The sequence below is a fragment of the Acinetobacter lwoffii genome, from assembly GCF_052078135.1.
Classification (GTDB): domain Bacteria; phylum Pseudomonadota; class Gammaproteobacteria; order Pseudomonadales; family Moraxellaceae; genus Acinetobacter; species Acinetobacter lwoffii_Z.
The window spans coordinates 25,557-46,191 of the sequence record NZ_JBQGUZ010000010.1 but is presented as its reverse complement, the minus strand read 5'-3'; the positions used below and the strand labels follow the sequence as shown (position 1 = coordinate 46,191).

Here is a 20,635-nt window from a genome sequence, read left to right as displayed (position 1 = left end):
ATGTTGATTTGTTGCTGAAAGCTCAATTTCATTCAGATCGCATTAAAATAATATGCTTTGTATATGGCTGATTTTAAGCGAAATTCAGATAAAGGATTAATTAAGTCTAAATTTATCGAACACAGAATTTTTAAGCTCAAAATATTCCTATTCATTGAGCGAACTATATGTCATCGAATCAGCGCATTTATTGGATATCGATGCTTAAAACAAAATGAATTGAATCATGAGATGTACGCCATCTCGATAAGGTATTTGCCGCATTAAACCACTTTCAAATAAGGCCTGTCATTTATGTATCAAAGCCCGAAATTTCCATTCGTGAGATCGACCTTGTCCTGCCTGATTGCTTGCGTAGGTCAGCATATTTATGCAGAAAATGATACACAAGAAGTCCAAAGGTTAGACACGATTGTCATTCAAGCGACCCGTACAGATCGGGAGCGATTGACCACACCGGCGTCAGTGTATTATCTGAATCAAGAACAAGATAACAGCATGAATGTGAATCTTTCGGAAACATTAAAAGGCGTTCCGGGATTACAGTTAAACAATCGTGAAAACTATGCCCAAGACCTACAAATTTCGATGCGAGGCTTTGGGGCACGTTCCAGTTTTGGTGTGCGTGGTGTGCGTTTATATGTAGATGGAATCCCTGCAACAATGCCGGATGGACAGGGGCAAACCTCGAATATTGACTTGAATAGTCTGGACCATATTGAAGTATTGGGTGGTGGATTTTCATCACTGTATGGCAACTCTTCCGGAGGAACGATTTTAACCACCACAAGGGAAGGGCAAGGCGCTGACTCAATTGAACTGGGGCATTCTGCAGGGAGCCAGAACAAAGGGCAGACCAAGCTGGTTTTGCAAGGCGGTTCAGAGAATGCTTCAGAGCCAAGCTATGTCATTAGCTCCTCTTATTTTGATACCAATGGTTACCGTGACCACAGCAGTGCACATAAAGTTCTGCATAATGCCAAGCTGACTTGGGATCTGGAAGATGGTTCTAAAATCAACTGGATGAATAACTACGTTAAAATTGCAGCGGATGATCCGGGCGGTTTAACCCGAGAACAGTGGAAGGTCAATCCCCGACAGGTCGCGACCAACGTCCTTCTTTATAATGCACGTAAAGACATTGAACAGCTGCAAACAGGTTTGACCTGGAATAAACCGATCAATGATCAGCATGAACTGTATGGTATGGCCTACTGGGGACAGCGCGCAGTCACGCAATATCAGTCGATTCCTCGTACAGCACAAGGTGGAGTTAATCATGCGGGTGGCGTGATTGATTTTGACCGTAATTTTTATGGGACAGATTTACGCTGGACGGGTAAAGATATTCTGCCCAATACCAAACTGATTGCAGGTGTCGCCGTAGATGCCATGACCGAAGACCGTAAAGGCTATCAAAACTTTTTAGGTGATCGCTTGGGGGTTAAAGGTGAACTGCGTCGAGATGAAGATAATACCCTGTGGAATTTAGATCCGTATTTGCAAGCTTCTTATCACTTTGCTCCCGATTGGACTTTAGATGCAGGGCTACGTTATAGCAATGTGCATTTCAAAACCAAAGATTACTATATCGTTGATGCTGATGAGGAAGACGATAGAAATGGTAATAACTCAGGTAAAACTACTTATGAGAAATTACTACCTTCACTGGCTCTAAGTTGGCAAATTCTACCTGAACTTATGGCCTATACCAGCTATGCCCAAGGCTTTGAAACTCCAACTTTTACGGAAATGGCTTATCCAGCGGATGGTAGTAGCCGCACATTTAATTTAAAAGCAGCAGAAAGTGAAACCTATGAGATGGGGTTGAAGTCTGCAAATATATTAGGTGATTTTACTGTTGCAGTTTTTCAGACCCAAACTAAAAATGACATTGTCTCGGCAGGAAGTGAGGGAGGACGTGCGACTTTCCGTAATGCCGATAAAACTTTAAGAGAAGGTGTTGAACTCTCCTGGAATAAAAACCTATGGCGTGACCTAATTGCACAGGCCAGCTATAGCTATATAGATGCAACTTTTGATGCAGATATTCCTGAAATTTTAAATCAGAATGGCAGTATTGCAGTGTCGAGAGTTGAATCAGGAAACTATATTCCGGGGATTGCCAAAAATCAGGCATTTTTAAGTTTAGGCTGGAAACCTGAAAATGGTTTGAGTGCGGGTTTAGACGTGCGTTACTCAGATCGTATTTATGTCAATGATACCAATACTGAATATGCGCCAAGCTACACAGTCGCTGGTGCCAATGTAGGTTATCACTGGAAAATGCAAGATTGGGCGGTGAATACTTTTGCGCGTGTCGATAACCTGTTTGATAAAGATTATTCTGGTTCGGTGATTGTTAATGAAAGTAGTAGACCAGAAGGACGTTATTATGAGCCGGCAGAAGGGCGGAACTGGAGTGCTGGTCTGAGTGTGACAAAAGAATTTTAATTGAAATGATTTAGGGCTGTTAAATTCTCAAAAAACAAAATCCCGCTTCTTGAGCGGGATTTTTTAATATTTAAGCTTTGAAAAGTTGATCAGCGGATTTGAGATAAAACTAGATTGTCTGCTGATTCACCCGTTTTGATAATTCTTCAGCACTTTCGACCCGTTCAGAATATCGATCTGTGAGATCAGCAGACTGACCGCGAGTGAGGAGGGTGAACTCGTAAAGTTCCTCTATCAGAAGTTGTTTTAGATATTTTTTCTGCTCCGCAGCGCGCAGCTTTTAGCAAAGAAGACGGGGGAAATGATTATTGATGAAGCAGGAAAGCGGTTGAAATAAATTTCAGAATTTAAGCAGATCAATCAGATCATAAAAAAGCCACCGCAGGGGTGGCTTTTTATTTAAAGTTAAAATGACAGATGTCGTGTCATTTTAAGCTAAACCTTACCAGCTTAACGCACCGCCAGTTTGGTAATCTGTTACGCGCGTCTCGAAGAAATTCTTCTCTTTACGCAAGTCCATCATTTCTGACATCCACTGGAACGGGTTGTTCACGCCAGCAAACTGTTCAGGCAAGCCTAATTGCGCCAGACGACGGTTAGCAATGAACTTTAGGTATTCTTCCATCATGCCAGCATTCATACCGAGTACACCGCGTGGCATTGTGTCACGTGCATATTCGATTTCCAGCATCGTACCTTCAAGAATCATCTGAATGATTTCTTCCTGGAATTCAGTCGTCCATAAACCCGGGTTTTCGATCTTGATCTGGTTGATCATATCGATACCAAAGTTTAGGTGCATCGACTCATCACGCAGGATGTACTGGAATTGCTCGGCCACACCATTCATCTTGTTACGACGGCCCATCGACAGGATCTGGCTGAAACCGCAGTAGAAGAAGATACCTTCAAGTACACAATAGAATGCGATCAGGTTGCGAAGCAGAATCTGGTCGTTTTCAGGTGTACCGGTTTTGAAAGTAGGATCACTTAAAGACTGAGTATATTTCAGGCCCCACGCTGCTTTACGTGCCACTGACGGTACTTCGCGGTACATGTTGAAGACTTCGCCTTCATCCATACCTAAAGATTCGATACAGTACTGGTAAGCGTGTGTGTGAATCGCTTCTTCAAACGCCTGACGCAAGATGTACTGACGGCATTCAGGGTTGGTAATATGACGGTAAATCGCCAGTACCAGATTGTTTGCAACCAGTGAATCCGCAGTCGAGAAGAAACCAAGTGAACGCATCACAATGGTACGTTCATCTTCAGTCAAGCCATTTTCAGACTTCCACAACGCGATGTCGTGGTTCATGTTCACTTCTTGTGGCATCCAGTGGTTTGCACATCCGTCCAGATACTTCTGCCAAGCCCATTCGTATTTGAATGGAACAAGCTGGTTCAAGTCTGCACGACAGTTGATCATCGCCTTGTCGTCAACCTGAACACGTTGTGCGCCCATTTCAAGTTCTTCAAGGCCTGGAGCAACATCAAGCTGATCTAGGGAAGCAGATGCTCTTGCCAGCGAATCGGTTGGATTTGATCCTCGGTTTTGAGTGGCTCTAAGGGGTTGTGCAGCTGCCACATCCGGCGATGCGTTGCCTGCATCAGATACCATCTGTGAATTAGTCGCTTTTTGCGGCTCGACGGGCGCAGGCTGCTGTTCAGGTGCAGCCGGTTTTTGCGAATCATCTTCGAAATCGTCCCAACTTAGGATAGACATGGGATTCTCCTTAAGTATAAAAAGGTGAACCCCATTTGAAATAGAGACAAGATTATAAACCTGTCTCTGTTTCAAAACCATTTCATATATTAATGAAATGGGCGGGGGTTCCTATTCCTTTAAAATGTTTAACAAATTTTGGTCAATTGGAAAAACAGCTAGTCTGTCTCTCTGATCGACACAATGCCTAAAATCTTTCATGATTTCATCACTCGATTTTGTTGTATGTAGCAACCAAATCGATTTCTGTAATCTTTCATGCTCATATTGTCCAAGAGCTTGATAAATCTTGGAATAGTTTGAGCGTGGTTTATTGTGTAGATCGTAACTTAAACACATGTAGTGCATTGAAAACTCCTTTAACTTTGGATAAGTAAGACTGTAAATTGCATTGCATTTTTAAAGCTCCTAAAAACAATGTTTTAGATTAAAAATGAGAATTAACAGTTGACTCAAAACTCAAAGTGAACGAAGATTTCGTTACTTTCTTTGCTGAAAGTTATCAGTCAACCGTGTTCTCGGTTATCTGAGATTGATGGAGGGGATACTGCAATATCCCCAACATTTTTCTCAAATCTTTTCTAAATTTCTAATTACTTTTTATCTTTCGTAACCTTCAATCTAGATTTGATTTTGTATTGCTACATAATCAAAAGAAGTAATTCGTCTAAAAAAAACTACTTATTTTGTTTACGCTGCTGGCGAACTTTGAGCCAGAAATAAGCAATTGGTAAATAAAAAGTAATGCCAAAGGAAATCAGCAATGCCGCAAGTCCTAACATGTAGTTGTGGGTCATATGGGGCATTGAGGTTTCCTTATTTGTATTAAATTCTAAATCCTCCCCAAACCCCTCCTTTAATAAAGGAGGGGCTTCCATCCACCTATTTTGATTTCTGGAAGTCCCCCTTTTACAAAGGGGGATTTAGGGGGATTCTAGAAACTCGCCAATTACTGACAAGCTTCACAATCAGGGTTGTCAATTGAACATGCCATTGGCACTGGAGCCGCTTGCGCAAAACCTTCTTCCTCTGCAGGAGCTTCAGGTTTTTGCGCTTCAACCACCGGAGCTGCTGCTACAACAGGAGCCGCAACAGTTGCGGGTTTAACGGCGTTCAATGCGCCAGTGTTAATGGTTGATTTCTCAGCAGAAGTCGCACCCAATGCACGTAGGTAATAAGTGGTTTTCAGACCACGTAACCAGGCCATCTTATAGGTGATGTCCAGTTTCTTACCATTTGCACCAGCGATGTAAAGGTTAAGAGACTGTGCTTGGTCGATCCATTTTTGACGACGTGAAGCAGCATCCACGATCCAGCGAGTTTCAACTTCAAACGCAGTCGCGAAGATAGCTTTAAGCTCTTCAGGAATACGGGAAATCTTCTGAACAGAACCTTCAAAATGTTTCAGGTCATTGACCATTACTGCATCCCAAAGACCACGTTCTTTCAACGCACGTACCAGGTACGGGTTAATCACGGTGAATTCACCAGACAGGTTTGATTTCACATACAAGTTCTGGAAGGTTGGCTCGATTGACTGAGACACGCCACAGATGTTTGAAATCGTAGCAGTCGGAGCAATTGCCATCACATTCGAGTTACGCATACCGTCTTTTTGAACTTTGGCACGTAAAGTATCCCAGTCCAGACGTTGAGTGCGGTCGACTTCGAACATGCGTTCTGGACGAGTTTTCGCAACCAGATCAAGCGAGTCGATTGGCAGGATACCTTGATCCCACAATGAACCTTTGAAGGTTTCGTATGTACCACGTTCAACAGCCAAATCGCTAGATGTTGAAATCGCGTAGTACGAAATCACTTCCATCGATTCATCAGCAAACTCAACCGCAGCATCAGAACCATAAGCAAGGTTCATTTCGTATAACGCATCCTGGAAGCCCATGATACCCATACCGACTGGACGGTGTTTCAGGTTCGAGTTACGCGCTTGCGGAACAGCGTAGTAGTTGATGTCAATCACGTTGTCGAGCATACGAACGGCAGTTTTTACTGTGCGAGCAAGCTTTTCGCGATCTAGTACACCGCCTTGAACGTGTTGTACCAGGTTGATTGAACCCAGGTTACAAACTGCGATTTCTTCTTTGCTTGTGTTCAAAGTAATTTCTGTACATAAGTTAGAAGAGTGAACTACACCAACGTGTTGTTGTGGTGAACGCAGGTTACATACATCTTTGAATGTGATCCACGGGTGACCTGTTTCAAACAGCATAGACAGCATTTTGCGCCACAAATCTTTTGCACGGATTTTCTTGTGCAACATATTTGTTTCTTTGGCAATCGCTTCGTAATGCGTATAACGCTCAGCGAATGCTGCACCAGTCAAATCATGCAGATCAGGCGTTTCAGAAGGGGTGAACAGTGTCCATTCCGCATCTTCGAATACACGTTGCATGAACAGGTCAGGAACCCAGTTCGCAGTGTTCATGTCATGGGTACGACGACGGTCATCACCAGTGTTCTTACGCAGTTCCAGAAATTCTTCGATGTCCAGGTGCCAAGTTTCAAGGTATGCACATACTGCACCTTTACGCTTACCACCCTGGTTGACCGCAACAGCCGTATCGTTCGCTACTTTCAAGAACGGAACTACACCTTGCGATTTACCGTTAGTCCCTTTGATGTATGAGTTCAAGGCACGAACTGGCGTCCAGTCATTACCTAAACCACCTGCCCATTTAGACAGCATTGCGTTATCACGCATTGCGCCATAGATGTCGTACAGGTCATCATCAATTGTAGTCAAGTAACAGCTAGATAATTGTGGACGTAGCGTACCTGAGTTAAACAGGGTCGGCGTAGAAGCCATGTAGTCGAAGCTAGACAATAAGTTATAGAACTCAATCGCGCGGTCTTCACGGTTTTCTTCATTGAGCGACAAGCCCATAGAAACACGCATAAAGAACAATTGCGGAAGTTCGAAACGCACACCATCTGAATGGATGAAGTAACGGTCAAATAAGGTTTGCAGACCCAGGTAAGTAAACTGGTTAGAACGTTCCGGTTGAATCGCAGCAGCCAGTTTCGCCAGGTCAAAGTTCAACAATTCTGGAGAAAGAAGCTCAAGCTCAATCCCTTTTTTTAGGTAAGTTTCCAGCGCATCGCCTTCAACTGTATCTACAGGTAGACCCAGGAATTTCAAACCAGTCGCAACCAGGTCATCACGCAACAAACGTGCAGTCACATACGTATAGTTAGGTTCTTGCTCGATACGGGTACGGGTCGCCATCATCATCGTGGTCGAGATGTCAGACTCTTTTACGCCGTTGTACAAGTTTTTCACAGTCTCATCGACAATGGCTTGTACATCAATGCCTTCAAGGCCTTCTGCTGCTTTAGTAACATGCGCAGTTAAAGCACTTAAATCCAGTGGCTTGAGTTTGCCTTCAGCATCGGTAATTTGCAGGGTCGGGTGATGATGAGCACCTAACTGTTTACGTGCTTCAGAACGTTGTTCACGGTAAATGACATAAGAGCGCGCAACTTTCTGTTCGCCCGTACGCATTAGCGCAAGTTCAACTTGGTCTTGAATTTCTTCAATATGAATCGTTCCGCCAGATGGTAAACGACGTTTAAAGGTATTTAATACCATTTCCGTCAGTTGCTCGATACGATCATGGATCCGGCTCGAGTCAGCGCTTTGTTGGCCTTCAACCGCCAAAAACGCTTTACCAATTGCGACAGAAATTTTTTCTGCATCAAAAGCGGCAACATCACCGGTGCGTTTAATCACCTGAAGTTGACCAGGAGTTGAAGTGATTACGCTCATGTTAGCATAGCTCCATTGTCATCTATTTTTATGTTTATGGACCGTTTGAACTGGGCAAAATTCGTGCCACAGTGTTTGAGGAATAAACACAAGACCTAGTGGTTTTAAAATTAATTGAACACAAGATACGGGAAAATTTAGGGTAGATCAATATTGACATTTAGCTAAAAATTTTTCTTAAGTTGTGCTTTAATCCTTGTAAAAATATCGCTATTTTTATTGATTTTTGTATAAGCCTTATCAGGCAAGGCATAGCATAACAAAGTCCCAAGAAAGTGCTTATAGATAACACTGTGGATAACTAAAAAGTGCTGAATCAAGCAGTCATATTTTGTCCATGTAATAGTTGTGTAAATCGAAAATCAGATCTAAACCACTGTTTCAAGCATAATTGTCCAAAAAATGCACGATAAAATATTACAAAATGCTATCTTGATGTATCAGTTTGGTGAACGCTATCTTGTTTACAATGTAAACGTGTGTATATTGCAAGCATATTAAAAACGTATCTATTGGATTTCAAAAGGATACGCCTATAGCGTAGATCCACCAAATAAGGGGCAATACATGAGCCAAGAAGAAAAGTTACCCAAGATTTTAATTGTTGAAGATGACGAGCGTCTTGCCCGTTTAACGCAAGAATACCTCATTCGTAACGGACTTGAGGTGGGGGTAGAGCCGGATGGTAACCGTGCCATTCGTCGGATTATTGCCGAGCAGCCAGATATGGTGGTGCTGGATGTGATGTTGCCAGGTGCGGATGGCTTGACCATTTGCCGTGAAGTGCGTCCACATTATCATCAACCGATTTTGATGTTGACTGCGCGTACTGAAGACATGGATCAGGTTTTGGGTCTGGAAATGGGTGCAGATGACTATGTCGCTAAGCCTGTTCAGCCGCGTGTATTGCTGGCACGTATTCGTGCATTATTGCGCCGTACTGATAAGGTACCTGAAGATGAAGTGGCACAGCGCATCGAATTTGATGATCTGGTCATCGACAACGGCGGTCGTTCAGTGACCTTAAATGGCGATCTGGTTGATTTTACCAGCGCAGAATATGACCTGTTATGGTTGCTTGCATCGAATGCTGGCCGTATTCTCTCTCGCGAAGATATTTTCGAGCGTTTACGTGGTATCGAATATGATGGTCAAGACCGTTCAATCGATGTGCGTATTTCTCGTATCCGTCCAAAAATCGGTGACGATCCAGAAAATCCGAAGCGTATTAAAACAGTACGTAGTAAGGGTTATCTTTTTGTTAAAGAGACCAATGGTCTTTAAGCAAATGTGGTTTGTTGCTTGAACAAGCAGGATAAATTATAGGTGTTTAAACACAGTATATTTTTGCGTATATACGCAGGACTCGTCATCCTTGTCGTCTTGGTGGCGGTGTTCGGCTATTTGTTGGTACAGATTATCAACTATCAGCGTGCGCAAGAATATCGCGAATCCCTGACTGATGGTATGGCATATATCATCAGTGAGGGGGTTGCACGCCAGCCAAATCTCCAGCAAAAAATGGATTGGGTTTCTGATGCCTCCGATTTGCTGGAATTGCCCATTCACTATGTAGAAGCCAGCAAGGTCGACATTACCCGTGCTGAAGGGCGCCGTATTGCCGAACGAAAAGCGGTGGTGCGTTGGGACGCTGAATCGGGTATTGCCTATATTGTAGTTGGGCTGCGCGATGACCCGGGTCATTACCTTTATATTAAGGCCGACAGTATTACTGAGCGCCAGATGAAGGCCTTACCAGTCTTTATCCTGGACTATCTGGTCTACTATCCAGGTCAGGAAAAAGAATATCTGGCTCGTATTCAGGATTATTTTTCTTATCCGGTTTCTATCGAAAATGTCCAGAATCTACCTTTAGACTCCGAGCAAATCGGACGTCTGCGTCTGGATCACAGCATCATTTTATACCGCGACAATGCCTCTATTCGTGGTACCACAATTTCAATTATTTCACCGATTCCTAGTTCGACCTCGCAAGTATTGGTCATGGGGCCGGTACCCTTGTTTAACTGGATGCCATTCCAGTTGGCGACCGGTATTACCTTATTAAGCCTTTTTGTGTTGAGTCTGGGTGTTTATGGTCTTCTGGTTCCGATGCAGCGTAAGTTGCGTGAAGTCAGCTATGCCTTAAACAAAATGAAATCGGGTAATATGTCATTGCGTCTTCCTGTGGAAGGCAGTGACGAGATGTCTACACTGGCGTCTAGCTATAACAATATGTCAGATCATATCCAGCGTTTGATCGAAGCGCAGCGTGAGTTGATGCGTGCGGTGTCGCATGAGTTGCGTACACCGGTGGCACGAATCCGCTTTGGTGTGGAAATGATGGCGGATGAAGATGACTACGATTATCGTCTGCAACAGGTGGAACAGATTGATAAAGATATTGAAGCGCTGAATACCTTGATTGATGAGATCATGACCTATGCCAAACTGGAACAGGGCATGCCGTCGATTGAGTTTGAGCAAATCGATCTGTATGACGTACTGAATCAGGTGGCACAAGAAACTGAAGCGCTGAAAACTCAGAAAATCATCGAATTACATCCAATGCCTGTTGCGGTCACAGTAGAGGCGGAGCGTCGTTATCTGCATCGTGTAATTCAGAATCTGGTCGGCAATGCTGTACGTTATTGCGATAATAAAATCTTGATTAGCGGCGGTCTGGATCAGGATGGTCAGGCCTATGTTTGCGTTGAAGATGACGGGCCGGGGATTCCAGAAATAGATCGTGCCCGCATTTTTGAAGCCTTTGCCCGACTGGATGATAGCCGTACCCGTGCGTCGGGTGGTTATGGTTTAGGTTTGTCGATTGTCAGCCGGATTGCGTACTGGTTTGGTGGCACGATTCAGGTGGATCAAAGTCCGACGCTGGGTGGTGCGCGTTTTACCATGACCTGGCCGGCACAACGTTATGTCAAGAAGAGTAAGCGCAAGATGCTAGAAAAAAAGCCTGAGGAAGCGAGCGATCATTTAGCTTGATATTGTGTGAATGATTTTAGTCATAAAAAAAACGATGCATCGGCATCGTTTTTTTATTGGGAGCGATTTTTATTCCTGAATGGTCGCATCAGGTTCAATGAGTGATTTACCCTCTTTTAAGCTTTGTAGCGCTTCAGGGTTAAAGTCGATCAACAGTTTGGTATTTTTCGCATCGACATTATAGCGCTGAATCAGTTTCTGGTCGCCTGATAACGTTTCGACTTTATATTCGTCAGCGATATTCATAATGCCATCCAAATTGATGCTGGAAGAAGCGTGGTCCTCTTGAAAAAGTGCATGGATATCGCGTAAGTCAAAAGCTGCCTGGCTTATGTTAGGATTTTTCTGGATGTAATTTTCTATATGTCGAACCAGTAATTGAGCAAATAAAAAATAATTAGGCCGATGAGAGAAGCGTAGAGACATGCAAGGACTCCTTATTGTTACTTTATTAATGTCATGATGTGATTTAGAAATAGAAATAACATATTCTGAATCAGTCCGTTGAGCATGTTGCAAAAAGACACAATTGTGAATCTAAGATTAGCAAGCGGCTGCAGGGGGTAAATCAACCGTTAAGTTTGAAAAATCACATTAAATATCAAGTTAAATCAAATGGTTTGGACTGAAAAATAGTTGTTAAAATAAGTTTTTATCCGATTTAACTTGGATTCAATCGTGAAAAGGACTATATCTAAATGGGTGGGCGAGAAAAGCAGCTCATCGATCAGTCTATTTTCTGGTAGCGCTATTTACAAAAAAATTAATAGATAATTAAAATTTAATTTAGGAAAACGATTAAAACGAATTCTGAATGATTAAAGTCAAATTAAATGCTGAAATGTCTAAAAAATCATCCCAAAGACTAAGGCTTATAAACTAGCAAGTGAAATCCAAAATCAGGTACAATTGGCGGGATTAATTTTGTGTTTGGTGTATTTGAAGGCCAATACATACATTCTTTGTTAACAAATAGGCCTGCCAGGAGTTATCCCCGCATGAGTGCTATTACTCCATACGAATGGGCAATTATTGCCTTCGTGATCGGCGTTACATTTTTATGCGTCTTTATGCTGACTGTCCCATTACTCCTCGGGGGTAAATCATGGGGCCGTGCCAAGCAGGAGCAGTTTGAGTCAGGTGTAGTTAGCGCAGGTGGAGCTCGTATCCGCTTGTCTGCAAAGTTCTATTTAGTTGCAATTTTCTTTGTGGTGTTTGATTTAGAAGCACTTTATCTATATGCATGGGCAGTTTCTGTTCGTGAGGTAGGTTGGATTGGTTTTGCAACTGCAGCTATCTTTATCATAGTTTTACTTGTTGGTTTGATTTACGAATTATCGACAGGCGCACTCAATTGGGCACCTTCAGACAGACGTAAGGCAGCAGGAATTAAAGCTAAGATTGGTTCGCCAAATATGGATCTTGCAGAAATTACGCGCTTCAACTCGATTGAAGAATTGGTGATGGATCCAACGGGTCAAATCCCGGCTCAATCATCTGGTTTTGTGAAAAAGTCACAAACTCAATTATCTGATAAGGAGTAAGACGGGATGAAATATACATTAACCCGTGCGAATCCGAATGCTGACCAATATCCACTTCAGGAACGTATTGTTGTAGAAGATCCGTTGCTAGAAGAAGAAGTGAATAAAAATGTATTCATGACTCGCTTAGAGGATGTGGTACATACAGCAGTCAACTGGGGTCGTAAAAACTCAGTTTGGCCATTTAACTTTGGTACATCTTGCTGCTACGTAGAATATGCAACGACCTTGACCGGCGTGCATGACTTGTCACGTTTTGGTGCCGAGGTTATCCGTGCTTCACCGCGTCAGGCGGACTTAATGATTGTAGCGGGTACTTGCTTCGTAAAAATGGCGCCAGTAATTCAGCGTCTGTACGAACAGATGCTTGAACCAAAATGGGTCATTTCAATGGGTGCATGTGCCAACTCAGGTGGTATGTACGATATTTATTCAGTCGTACAAGGTGTGGATAAAATCATCCCGGTCGATGTGTATATTCCAGGTTGCCCACCACGTCCTGAAGCTTTGATTCAGGCATTGATGCTGTTGCAAGACCAGATTCAACTAGAGCGTCGTCCGCTTTCTGCGGTGATCGGTGATGATCTTAAGCCAGTGTATAAGCCAAAGATGATGCCGGAACGTGACCGTAAGAAAGACCAGCGTGTTGCTGTGAAGAACTTACGCTCTATGGATGAAATTAAATAATTTAAACGACAGGTTGTTTTGTTGTGCACCCGCTATGGGTGTAATTGTCGTTTAGGTTGACTGAATTTGTATTAAATAGGAAGCCAAGCCAATGGCTGAAACTGACATTGCTATGCCAGAATCAACGCCTGTTGATTCACGCCCAGCATTTGCCATCATTGAAGAACTCAAAACCAAATTTGGTGAGAACTTCTTTGTGCAAACGACTTTCGAGGATTTCCCGACAGTCTGGGTTGAGCGCGCACGTGTACAAGAAGTTTTAATGTTCTTGCGTACAGTCTCACGTCCTTACGTGATGTTGTTCGACCTGTCAGCGGTAGATGAGCGTCTGCGTACGCACCGCGACGGTTTACCTGCGTCTGACTTCACCGTGTTCTATCACCTGTTGTCGCTCGAGCGTAATACTGACATTCGTATTAAAGTTGCCTTAGCTGAAAGCGATTTGAATCTTCCGACGGCAACCAATATTTGGCCAAATGCCAACTGGTACGAACGTGAAGCTTACGATATGTTCGGGATCAATTTCGAAGGGCATCCAATGCTCCGTCGTATCTTGTTGCCAACCTATTGGGAAGGTCATCCGCTACGTAAAGAATATTCTGCGCGTGCGACTGAATATACGCCGTATTTGCAAGATAAAGCCAAACAGGACTACGAACAGGAACATCTTCGTTTCGTCCCTGAAGATTGGGGTATGAAGCGCGGCAATGCCGATGAAGACTTCATGTTCCTGAACTTGGGTCCGAACCATCCATCTGCGCACGGTGCGTTCCGTGTGATCTTGCAGCTGGACGGTGAAGAAGTGAAAGACTGTGTGCCTGACATCGGTTATCACCACCGTGGTGTGGAAAAGATGGCTGAACGTCAAACCTGGCATTCATTCATTCCGTATACAGACCGTGTCGACTACCTCGGTGGTTGTGCGCAAAACATGCCTTACGTGCTTGGCGTAGAGCAAATGGCGGGTATTACTGTACCTGACCGTGCGCAATGTATCCGCGTGATGATGTCTGAACTGTTCCGTATCAATAACCACTTGCTGTTCATTGGTACTGCGATTCAGGATGCCGGCGGTATGACGCCAGTCTTCTACATGTTTGCTGACCGTCAGAAAATCTATGACGCAATTGAAGCGATCACCGGTTACCGTATGCATCCGGCATGGTTCCGTATCGGTGGTACCGCACACGACCTTCCAAACAACTGGCAGCACCTGATTCGTGAAATCCTGGACTGGATGCCGAAACGTTTGAAGGAATATCATACTGCAGCGCTGAAAAACTCAGTATTTGTGGGTCGTACCCGTAATGTTGCGCAATACGATGCAAAATCTGCATTGGCTTGGGGTGTAACAGGTACAGGTCTACGCGCTACAGGTATCGACTTTGACGTACGTAAATACCGCCCATATAGCGGTTATGAAAATTACGACTTCGAAGTGCCAGTGGAGTACGAAGGCGATGCCTATGCACGTGTCATCGTTCACTACCGTGAAATTGAAGAATCACTGAAAATTATCAAACAATGTTTAGATAATATGCCGTCTGGTGCGTATAAAGCAGACCATCCACTGGCTGTTCCACCACCAAAAGACAAGACATTACAAGATATTGAAACCTTGATTACGCACTTCCTGAGTGTATCTTGGGGTCCTGTAATGCCGGCGGGTGAAGCATCTGTGATGGCGGAAGTGGTGAAAGGCGCGTCGAACTACTACTTGACTTCAGACAAGTCAACCATGAGTTACCGTACCCGTATTCGTACACCAACCTTCACGCATTTACAGCAAATGCCTTCTGTGATTAACGGCAGCTTAATGTCTGACTTAATCATTTATTTAGCGACCATTGACGTCGTAATGGCTGACGTGGATCGCTAAGGGGTAAACGCATTATGATGATTTTGACTGATAAAAAGCCACGTGTGAATGTTGAAGGAATTTTGACTGCGGACGAAATTCACGATATCGAACATCACATGGGGCACTACCCATACCCACGTGCAGCGTGTCTAGATGCGCTGAAGTGTGTACAACGCCGTAATGGCTGGGTAGATGATGCGCAAATGAATGCCATCGCACAAATGCTCAGCATGAGCGTTGCAGACCTTGAAGGTGTGGCAACGTTCTATAACCGTATTTACCGTCAGCCGGTCGGTCGTCACGTAATTCTGTTATGTGATTCGATTGCGTGTTTCTTGATGGGTGCGGAAACTTTGGCAGAAGCATTCCAGCGCGAATTAGGCATTCAGTTTGGTCAAACGACTGCAGATAGTCGTTTTACTTTGCTGCCAATTTGCTGTCTGGGCAACTGTGACAAAGGTCCAACCTTAATGATTGATGAAGACACGCATGGTCTGGTTGAAGTGACTTCGGTGAAACAGCTGTTGGAGAAGTATGTATGAATACTGAACCAAAACCAATTTATGGCGACGGTAACCCGGAAACGCATCCATTAACATGGCGTTTAAGCAAACAAGCCAACGTACGTAATGCAGATGATTACGAAGCGCTTGAAGGTTATGCAGGCTTTAAAAAAGCACTGACCATGTCGCCTAAAGATGTATTGGAAGTGGTTAAAGCAGCGACTGTTAAAGGTCGTGGTGGTGCAGGCTTCCCGGCAGGCATTAAATGGTCTTTGATGGCGCCAAATGACAATTCAGGTCCACGTTACCTGATTTGTAATGCCGATGAGATGGAACCAGGTACCTTTAAAGACCGTTTGCTGATGGAAGATCTTCCGCATCAATTGATCGAAGGGATGTTGATTGCGGGTTATACGCTTGAAGCAACACATGGTTATATCTTTATCCGTGGCGAGTACATCGAAGCTGCTCAGTACTTAAATGAAGCACTTGAGCAAGTTCGTGCCAAAGGTTACTTAGGGGATAACATCCTTGGTACAGGCTGGAACTTCGAGTTACACGTGCATACCGGTGCGGGTCGTTATATCTGCGGTGAAGAAACTGCATTGATTAACTCGCTAGAAGGTCGTCGTGCCAACCCGCGTACTAAGCCACCATTCCCGCAAGTTGCAGGTGCTTGGGGTCGTCCTACGATTGTCAACAACGTAGAGACCTACAACAACTTACCGGCAATCATGCTGCGTGGTCCTGAATGGTATATCAACTTGTCTGCGGGTAAGTCGAAAGATCCAGGTACCAAAATTTATGGTGCTTCAGGTAAGGTAAAATTCCCGGGTCTATGGGAGCTTCCATTTGGTACGACAGCACGTGAAGTGATTGAAGAATATGCTGGTGGTATGCGCGACGGTTTGAAACTGAAAGCATGGTTACCGGGCGGTGCATCAACTGACTTCCTGGCTGCCGAGCATATTGATCTTCCTATGGATGCGGAAAGCATCATGAAAGCAGGTTCGCGTTTAGGAACTTGCTTATTGATGGTGGTAGATGAAACCCAATGTATGGTTTCAGCGACACGTAACCTAGAAGAATTCTTTGCACGCGAATCATGTGGTTTCTGTACGCCTTGCCGTGATGGCTTACCTTGGGCTGTGAAAGCGCTGAAAGCACTGGAAGATGGCACAGGTAAGAAAGAAGATATCGATCACTTACAAGAACTGACTCGTAAGCTTTGGATTGGTAAAACTTTCTGTGCCCACGCACCGGGTGCAATGGAGCCGCTTATGGGCGCACTCAAATATTTCCGTGGCGAATTTGAAGCGAAGGTTGTGAATGCCGCCGCTCAAACCAGCAACGTAGAACAAGCTTAAGGAATTCGACTATGGCTACAATTCATGTCGATGGCAAATCGTATGAAGTCAACGGCTCGGAAAACTTGCTACAAGCATGTTTGAGTCTTGGCATTGATATCCCATACTTTTGTTGGCATCCATCCTTAGGTTCTGTCGGCTCTTGCCGTCAATGTGCCGTGACCCAGTACGCGAATCCAGAAGATACGCGTGGCCGTTTGGTCATGTCATGTATGACGCCTGCATCTGACAATACCTACATCTCGATTGAAGACAAAGAAGCCAAAGATTTCCGTGCTTCGATTGTTGAATTCTTGATGACCAACCACCCGCACGACTGTCCAGTCTGTGAAGAAGGTGGTCACTGTCATTTACAAGATATGACTGTAATGACGCAGCATGACCGTCGTCGCTACCGTTTCACCAAACGTACCCATTACAACCAGGAGCTTGGCTCATTCATTTCCCACGAAATGAACCGTTGTATCGCGTGTTACCGTTGTGTGCGTTATTACAAAGACTACGCAGGTGGTACGGACTTCGGCGTGTATGCCAACGCATCACGTGTGTACTTCGGTCGTCCTGAATCAGGTACTTTAGAGTCTGAATTCTCGGGCAACCTGACTGAAGTATGTCCAACAGGTGTATTCACCGACAAAACTCATTCGGCTCGCTACAACCGTAAATGGGACATGCAGTATGCGCCAAGCGTATGCCAAGGCTGTTCTTCAGGTTGTAACATCTCTCCGGGTGAGCGTTATGGCGAACTTCGCCGCGTAGAAAACCGTTATAACGGTGAAGTCAACCAGTACTTCCTATGCGACAAAGGCCGTTTCGGTACAGGTTATGTGAACCGTGAGGACCGACCGCGTCAACCACAATTCCGTCAAGGTGCAACTGTTGAAACTGTTTCAGTGGATGCAGCACTAGACACGGTCATTGCAAATATCCAGGGCAAAAAAGTATTAGGTATTGGTTCACCGCGTGCATCACTTGAATCAAACTTCGCACTTCGTGAGTTGGTGGGTCAAGAGAACTTCTCTACAGGTCTGTCTCAAAAAGAGCAAAACCTGGTTGAGTTGGCAGCTTCTATCATGCAAACCGAGGGTGTTTACAACCCGAACATGCGTGAAATTGAAAGCTACGATGCAGTGCTGATCTTAGGTGAAGACCTGACCCAAACTGCGCCACGTATGGCTTTATCTGTTCGCCAGGCTGCGAAAAATAAAGGCAAAGAGATGGCGGCAGAGCGCCGTACGCAAGAATGGTTAGCTGAGCCGGTACAACGTATTGCCCAAGATGCAAAATCTCCGATTTACATCCTGGCTGCGACACAAACCCGTTTGTCTGATGTTGCCGAAGGTGAAGTGGTTGCTTCTCCAAACGACATCGCGCGTTTAGGTTTTGCGGTTGCTGCAGCAGTTGCTGGTGAAACGATTCTTGGTTTAGATGACGATGCCAAAGCATTTGCACAAACCATTGCGGACACTTTAAAAGCTGCGAAGAAACCACTGATTATCTCGGGTACAAGCTTGCAAGATCCTGCCATTATGGAAGCTGCTGCACAAGTTGCACAGAATCTGGGTAATGCAGGTCTGACTTTGACGGTTCCTGAAGTGAACTCGATGGGTATGGCAATCTTTGGTGGTCAAAGCCTAGAGCAAGCATTTGCACAAGATTACGATACTGTGATTGTGGTTGAAAACGACCTTTACCGTCGTCTTCCTGCTGCACAGGTCGATGCTGCACTTGCAGGTAAAGATGTGATCGTACTGGATCACTCTGAAACTGCAACAGTGAAAAAAGCCGACATCGTACTTTCTGCTGCATCGTTTGCTGAAGGTGATGGTACTGTCGTTTCTCAAGAAGGCCGTGCACAACGTTTCTACCAAGTGTATGACCCAAGCTACTACAATCCTGAATTGGCGATCAAGGAATCTTGGCGCTGGTTACACGCTCTGGAAACAGGCGTAAAAGGCAAAGCGATTTCTTGGACTTTACTGGATGATGTGATCGAGTCAGTGGCGAAAAACGTTCCTGCGCTTGAAGGCATTCTGGATGTTGCACCTGATGCGGGCTTCCGTGTTCATGGCTTGAAAGTGGCACGTGAACCACGTCGTTACTCAGGTCGTACTTCAATGCGTTCGCCATTGTCTGTACATGAGCCGAAACAGCCTACAGATAAAGACTCTGCATTAACGTTCTCGATGGAAGGTTATGTCGGAGACCAGACTCCATCTCCACTGGTTCCATTTGCATGGTCTGCAGGCTGGAACTCGCCACAAGCTTGGAACAAGTTCCAGGAAACTGTGGGTGGTTCACTGAAAGGTGGTGATTCAGGCGTTCGTTTATTCGACCGTTTGGCAAAACGTCCGGCACGTACATTCGTTGCACCGGCACCTGTTCTGGTCAATGCTGAAAGCTTCCGTCTAGTACCGATGCACCATATTTTTGGTTCAGGTGAATTTACCATCAAAACACCAGCGATGGAAACACGTATTCCTGAAGCGGTATTTGCAGTGGGTGAGCAGGATGCAGCGCGCCTGAATGTTCAAGATGGTCAGACAATCACGGTGAAAGCAGGTGAGACGTCAATCGTTCTTCCAGTTCAAGTGATTGAATATTTACCGACAGGTTATATTGGCTACCCAATCGGTCTGGCACCGACGGTATCTCTTGCAGAGCCTGTTTCAGTCGCGGTAGGAGTGTAATTCATGGAACAAGAATTAATCCGTCAAACGCCGTTGTGGGCTGAAAACTGGCCAATTGCCTATTCAGTCATTCAAGCGATTGTGATCTTGCTGGTTGTAGTACTGATCGCTGCGTTGATGTCTTTTATTGAACGTCGTTTACTCGGCTTGTGGCAAGACCGTTATGGTCCGAACCGTGTTGGTCCGGGCGGTATGTTCCAGATTGTTGCCGACATGCTGAAAATCATGTTCAAGGAAGACTGGACACCTAAGTTTGCTGACAAATTGACGTTCCGTATGGCGCCAGCAGTTGCGATGGCAACTGCGGTGCTGTCGTTCATGGTTATTCCTGTATCACCTTATTTAGGTGTAGCAGACATGAACATCGGCCTGTTGTTCTTTATGGCAATGGCGGGTATTGCAGTTTATGCAGTCCTGTTCGGTGGCTGGTCATCAAACAACAAATATGCCTTACTGGGCGGTTTACGTTCTGCGGCTCAGACCATTTCTTATGAAGTGTTCTTGGGTATCTCGTTGATGGGTGTAGTGGCAATTGCCGGTTCATTCAACATGCGTGAAATCGTTGAAGCGCAAAAAGATGTCTGGTTTGTGATTCCTCAGTTCCTGGGTTTCCTGATCTTCGTGGTTGCAGGTGTTGCGGTAACGCATCGTCATCCATTTGACCAACCAGAAGCAGAACAGGAATTGGCTGAAGGTTATCATGTCGAATACGGCGGCATGAAGTGGGGGATGTTCTTCGTTGCGGAATACGTCAACGTAGTACTAATCTCTGCTTTAATCGTGACGTTATTCTTCGGTGGCTGGCTAGCGCCATTCAACCTTGAAATTCCGTTCCTTCCAGCAGCATTCTGGTTCATTATCAAAACAGCATTCTTTGTAATGATGTTCGTGTTGGCACGTGGTTCATTAATGCGTCCACGTTATGACCAGGTAATGAACTTTGGTTGGAAAATTTGCTTGCCATTAGCTCTAGTCAACCTGTTGGTGACTGGTGCCGTGATCTTGTGGTAAGGGCA

The 20,635-nt window shown here is 44.7% G+C and carries 15 protein-coding genes and 1 pseudogene; 10 read left to right on the top strand and 6 right to left on the bottom strand.

The features are described 5' to 3' along the window. Nucleotides 1–294 precede the first annotated feature (294 nt). Nucleotides 295–2,454, top strand: coding sequence for a TonB-dependent receptor domain-containing protein (locus ACTL4S_RS08410; protein WP_441299152.1), 2,160 nt, complete (start codon nucleotides 295–297; stop codon nucleotides 2,452–2,454). 109 nt (nucleotides 2,455–2,563) lie between these two features. Here ACTL4S_RS08410 and ACTL4S_RS08405 read toward each other — a convergent pair. The 5 genes and pseudogenes from ACTL4S_RS08405 to ACTL4S_RS08390 form a co-directional block, all read right to left on the bottom strand. Beyond that, nucleotides 2,564–2,692, bottom strand: a pseudogene (locus tag ACTL4S_RS08405) (arsenical resistance protein ArsH); the annotation flags it as partial. 204 nt (nucleotides 2,693–2,896) lie between these two features. Further along, entirely contained in the window at nucleotides 2,897–4,180 is a 1,284-nt protein-coding gene (locus ACTL4S_RS08400) for a ribonucleotide-diphosphate reductase subunit beta (RefSeq protein ID WP_064096468.1), read from the bottom strand. A gap of 111 nt (nucleotides 4,181–4,291) precedes the next feature. Beyond that, a complete protein-coding gene (locus ACTL4S_RS16450; protein WP_247143078.1) occupies nucleotides 4,292–4,519 on the bottom strand; it encodes a CRISPR-associated protein Cas2 in 228 nt (75 codons plus the stop codon). A 338-nt stretch (nucleotides 4,520–4,857) separates the two neighbouring features. Then, a complete protein-coding gene (locus ACTL4S_RS08395; protein ID WP_257225578.1) occupies nucleotides 4,858–4,986 on the bottom strand; it encodes a hypothetical protein in 129 nt (42 codons plus the stop codon). A 143-nt stretch (nucleotides 4,987–5,129) separates the two neighbouring features. Next, nucleotides 5,130–7,967, bottom strand: coding sequence for a ribonucleoside-diphosphate reductase subunit alpha (locus ACTL4S_RS08390; RefSeq protein ID WP_441299151.1), 2,838 nt, complete (start codon nucleotides 7,965–7,967; stop codon nucleotides 5,130–5,132). A gap of 567 nt (nucleotides 7,968–8,534) precedes the next feature. On the opposite strand from ACTL4S_RS08390, the gene bfmR reads away from it, so the two are divergent. Both bfmR and bfmS read left to right on the top strand, forming a co-directional pair. Further along, nucleotides 8,535–9,251, top strand: coding sequence for a response regulator transcription factor BfmR (gene bfmR, locus ACTL4S_RS08385; protein WP_004280782.1), 717 nt, complete (start codon nucleotides 8,535–8,537; stop codon nucleotides 9,249–9,251). 42 nt (nucleotides 9,252–9,293) lie between these two features. Further along, complete coding sequence (gene bfmS, locus ACTL4S_RS08380; RefSeq protein ID WP_441299150.1) at nucleotides 9,294–10,967, top strand: sensor histidine kinase BfmS; 1,674 nt, start codon at nucleotides 9,294–9,296, stop codon at nucleotides 10,965–10,967. A 69-nt stretch (nucleotides 10,968–11,036) separates the two neighbouring features. Here bfmS and ACTL4S_RS08375 read toward each other — a convergent pair whose 3' ends face one another. Then, nucleotides 11,037–11,393: a hypothetical protein gene (locus ACTL4S_RS08375; RefSeq protein WP_005247904.1), complete on the bottom strand. Its 357-nt coding sequence runs from the start codon at nucleotides 11,391–11,393 to the stop codon at nucleotides 11,037–11,039. Nucleotides 11,394–11,965: 572 nt separating this feature from the next. On the opposite strand from ACTL4S_RS08375, the gene ndhC reads away from it, so the two are divergent. The 7 genes from ndhC (at nucleotide 11,966) to nuoH (ending at nucleotide 20,630) form a co-directional block, all read left to right on the top strand. Then, nucleotides 11,966–12,511 carry an NADH-quinone oxidoreductase subunit A gene (ndhC, locus tag ACTL4S_RS08370; protein WP_004280779.1) on the top strand — a complete coding sequence of 182 codons (546 nt, stop codon included), beginning with the start codon at nucleotides 11,966–11,968 and terminating at the stop codon, nucleotides 12,509–12,511. A gap of 6 nt (nucleotides 12,512–12,517) precedes the next feature. After that, nucleotides 12,518–13,198 carry a NuoB/complex I 20 kDa subunit family protein gene (locus ACTL4S_RS08365; protein WP_004280778.1) on the top strand — a complete coding sequence of 227 codons (681 nt, stop codon included), beginning with the start codon at nucleotides 12,518–12,520 and terminating at the stop codon, nucleotides 13,196–13,198. 91 nt (nucleotides 13,199–13,289) lie between these two features. Beyond that, on the top strand, nucleotides 13,290–15,077 hold the full coding sequence (nuoC, locus tag ACTL4S_RS08360; protein ID WP_004732074.1) for an NADH-quinone oxidoreductase subunit C/D: 1,788 nt from the start codon (nucleotides 13,290–13,292) through the stop codon (nucleotides 15,075–15,077). Between the two features lie 14 nt (nucleotides 15,078–15,091). Continuing rightward, nucleotides 15,092–15,601, top strand: coding sequence for an NADH-quinone oxidoreductase subunit NuoE (gene nuoE / locus ACTL4S_RS08355; RefSeq protein ID WP_441299149.1), 510 nt, complete (start codon nucleotides 15,092–15,094; stop codon nucleotides 15,599–15,601). Then, nucleotides 15,598–16,929: an NADH-quinone oxidoreductase subunit NuoF gene (gene nuoF, locus ACTL4S_RS08350; protein WP_441299148.1), complete on the top strand. Its 1,332-nt coding sequence runs from the start codon at nucleotides 15,598–15,600 to the stop codon at nucleotides 16,927–16,929. The genes nuoE and nuoF overlap by 4 nt, the downstream gene beginning before the upstream one ends. Nucleotides 16,930–16,940: 11 nt before the next feature. Continuing rightward, on the top strand, nucleotides 16,941–19,619 hold the full coding sequence (gene nuoG / locus ACTL4S_RS08345; protein ID WP_180086397.1) for an NADH-quinone oxidoreductase subunit NuoG: 2,679 nt from the start codon (nucleotides 16,941–16,943) through the stop codon (nucleotides 19,617–19,619). A 3-nt stretch (nucleotides 19,620–19,622) separates the two neighbouring features. Next, nucleotides 19,623–20,630, top strand: a complete 1,008-nt coding sequence (gene nuoH, locus ACTL4S_RS08340) for an NADH-quinone oxidoreductase subunit NuoH (protein WP_441299147.1) — start codon at nucleotides 19,623–19,625, stop codon at nucleotides 20,628–20,630. The last annotated feature ends 5 nt before the right edge of the window (nucleotides 20,631–20,635 follow it).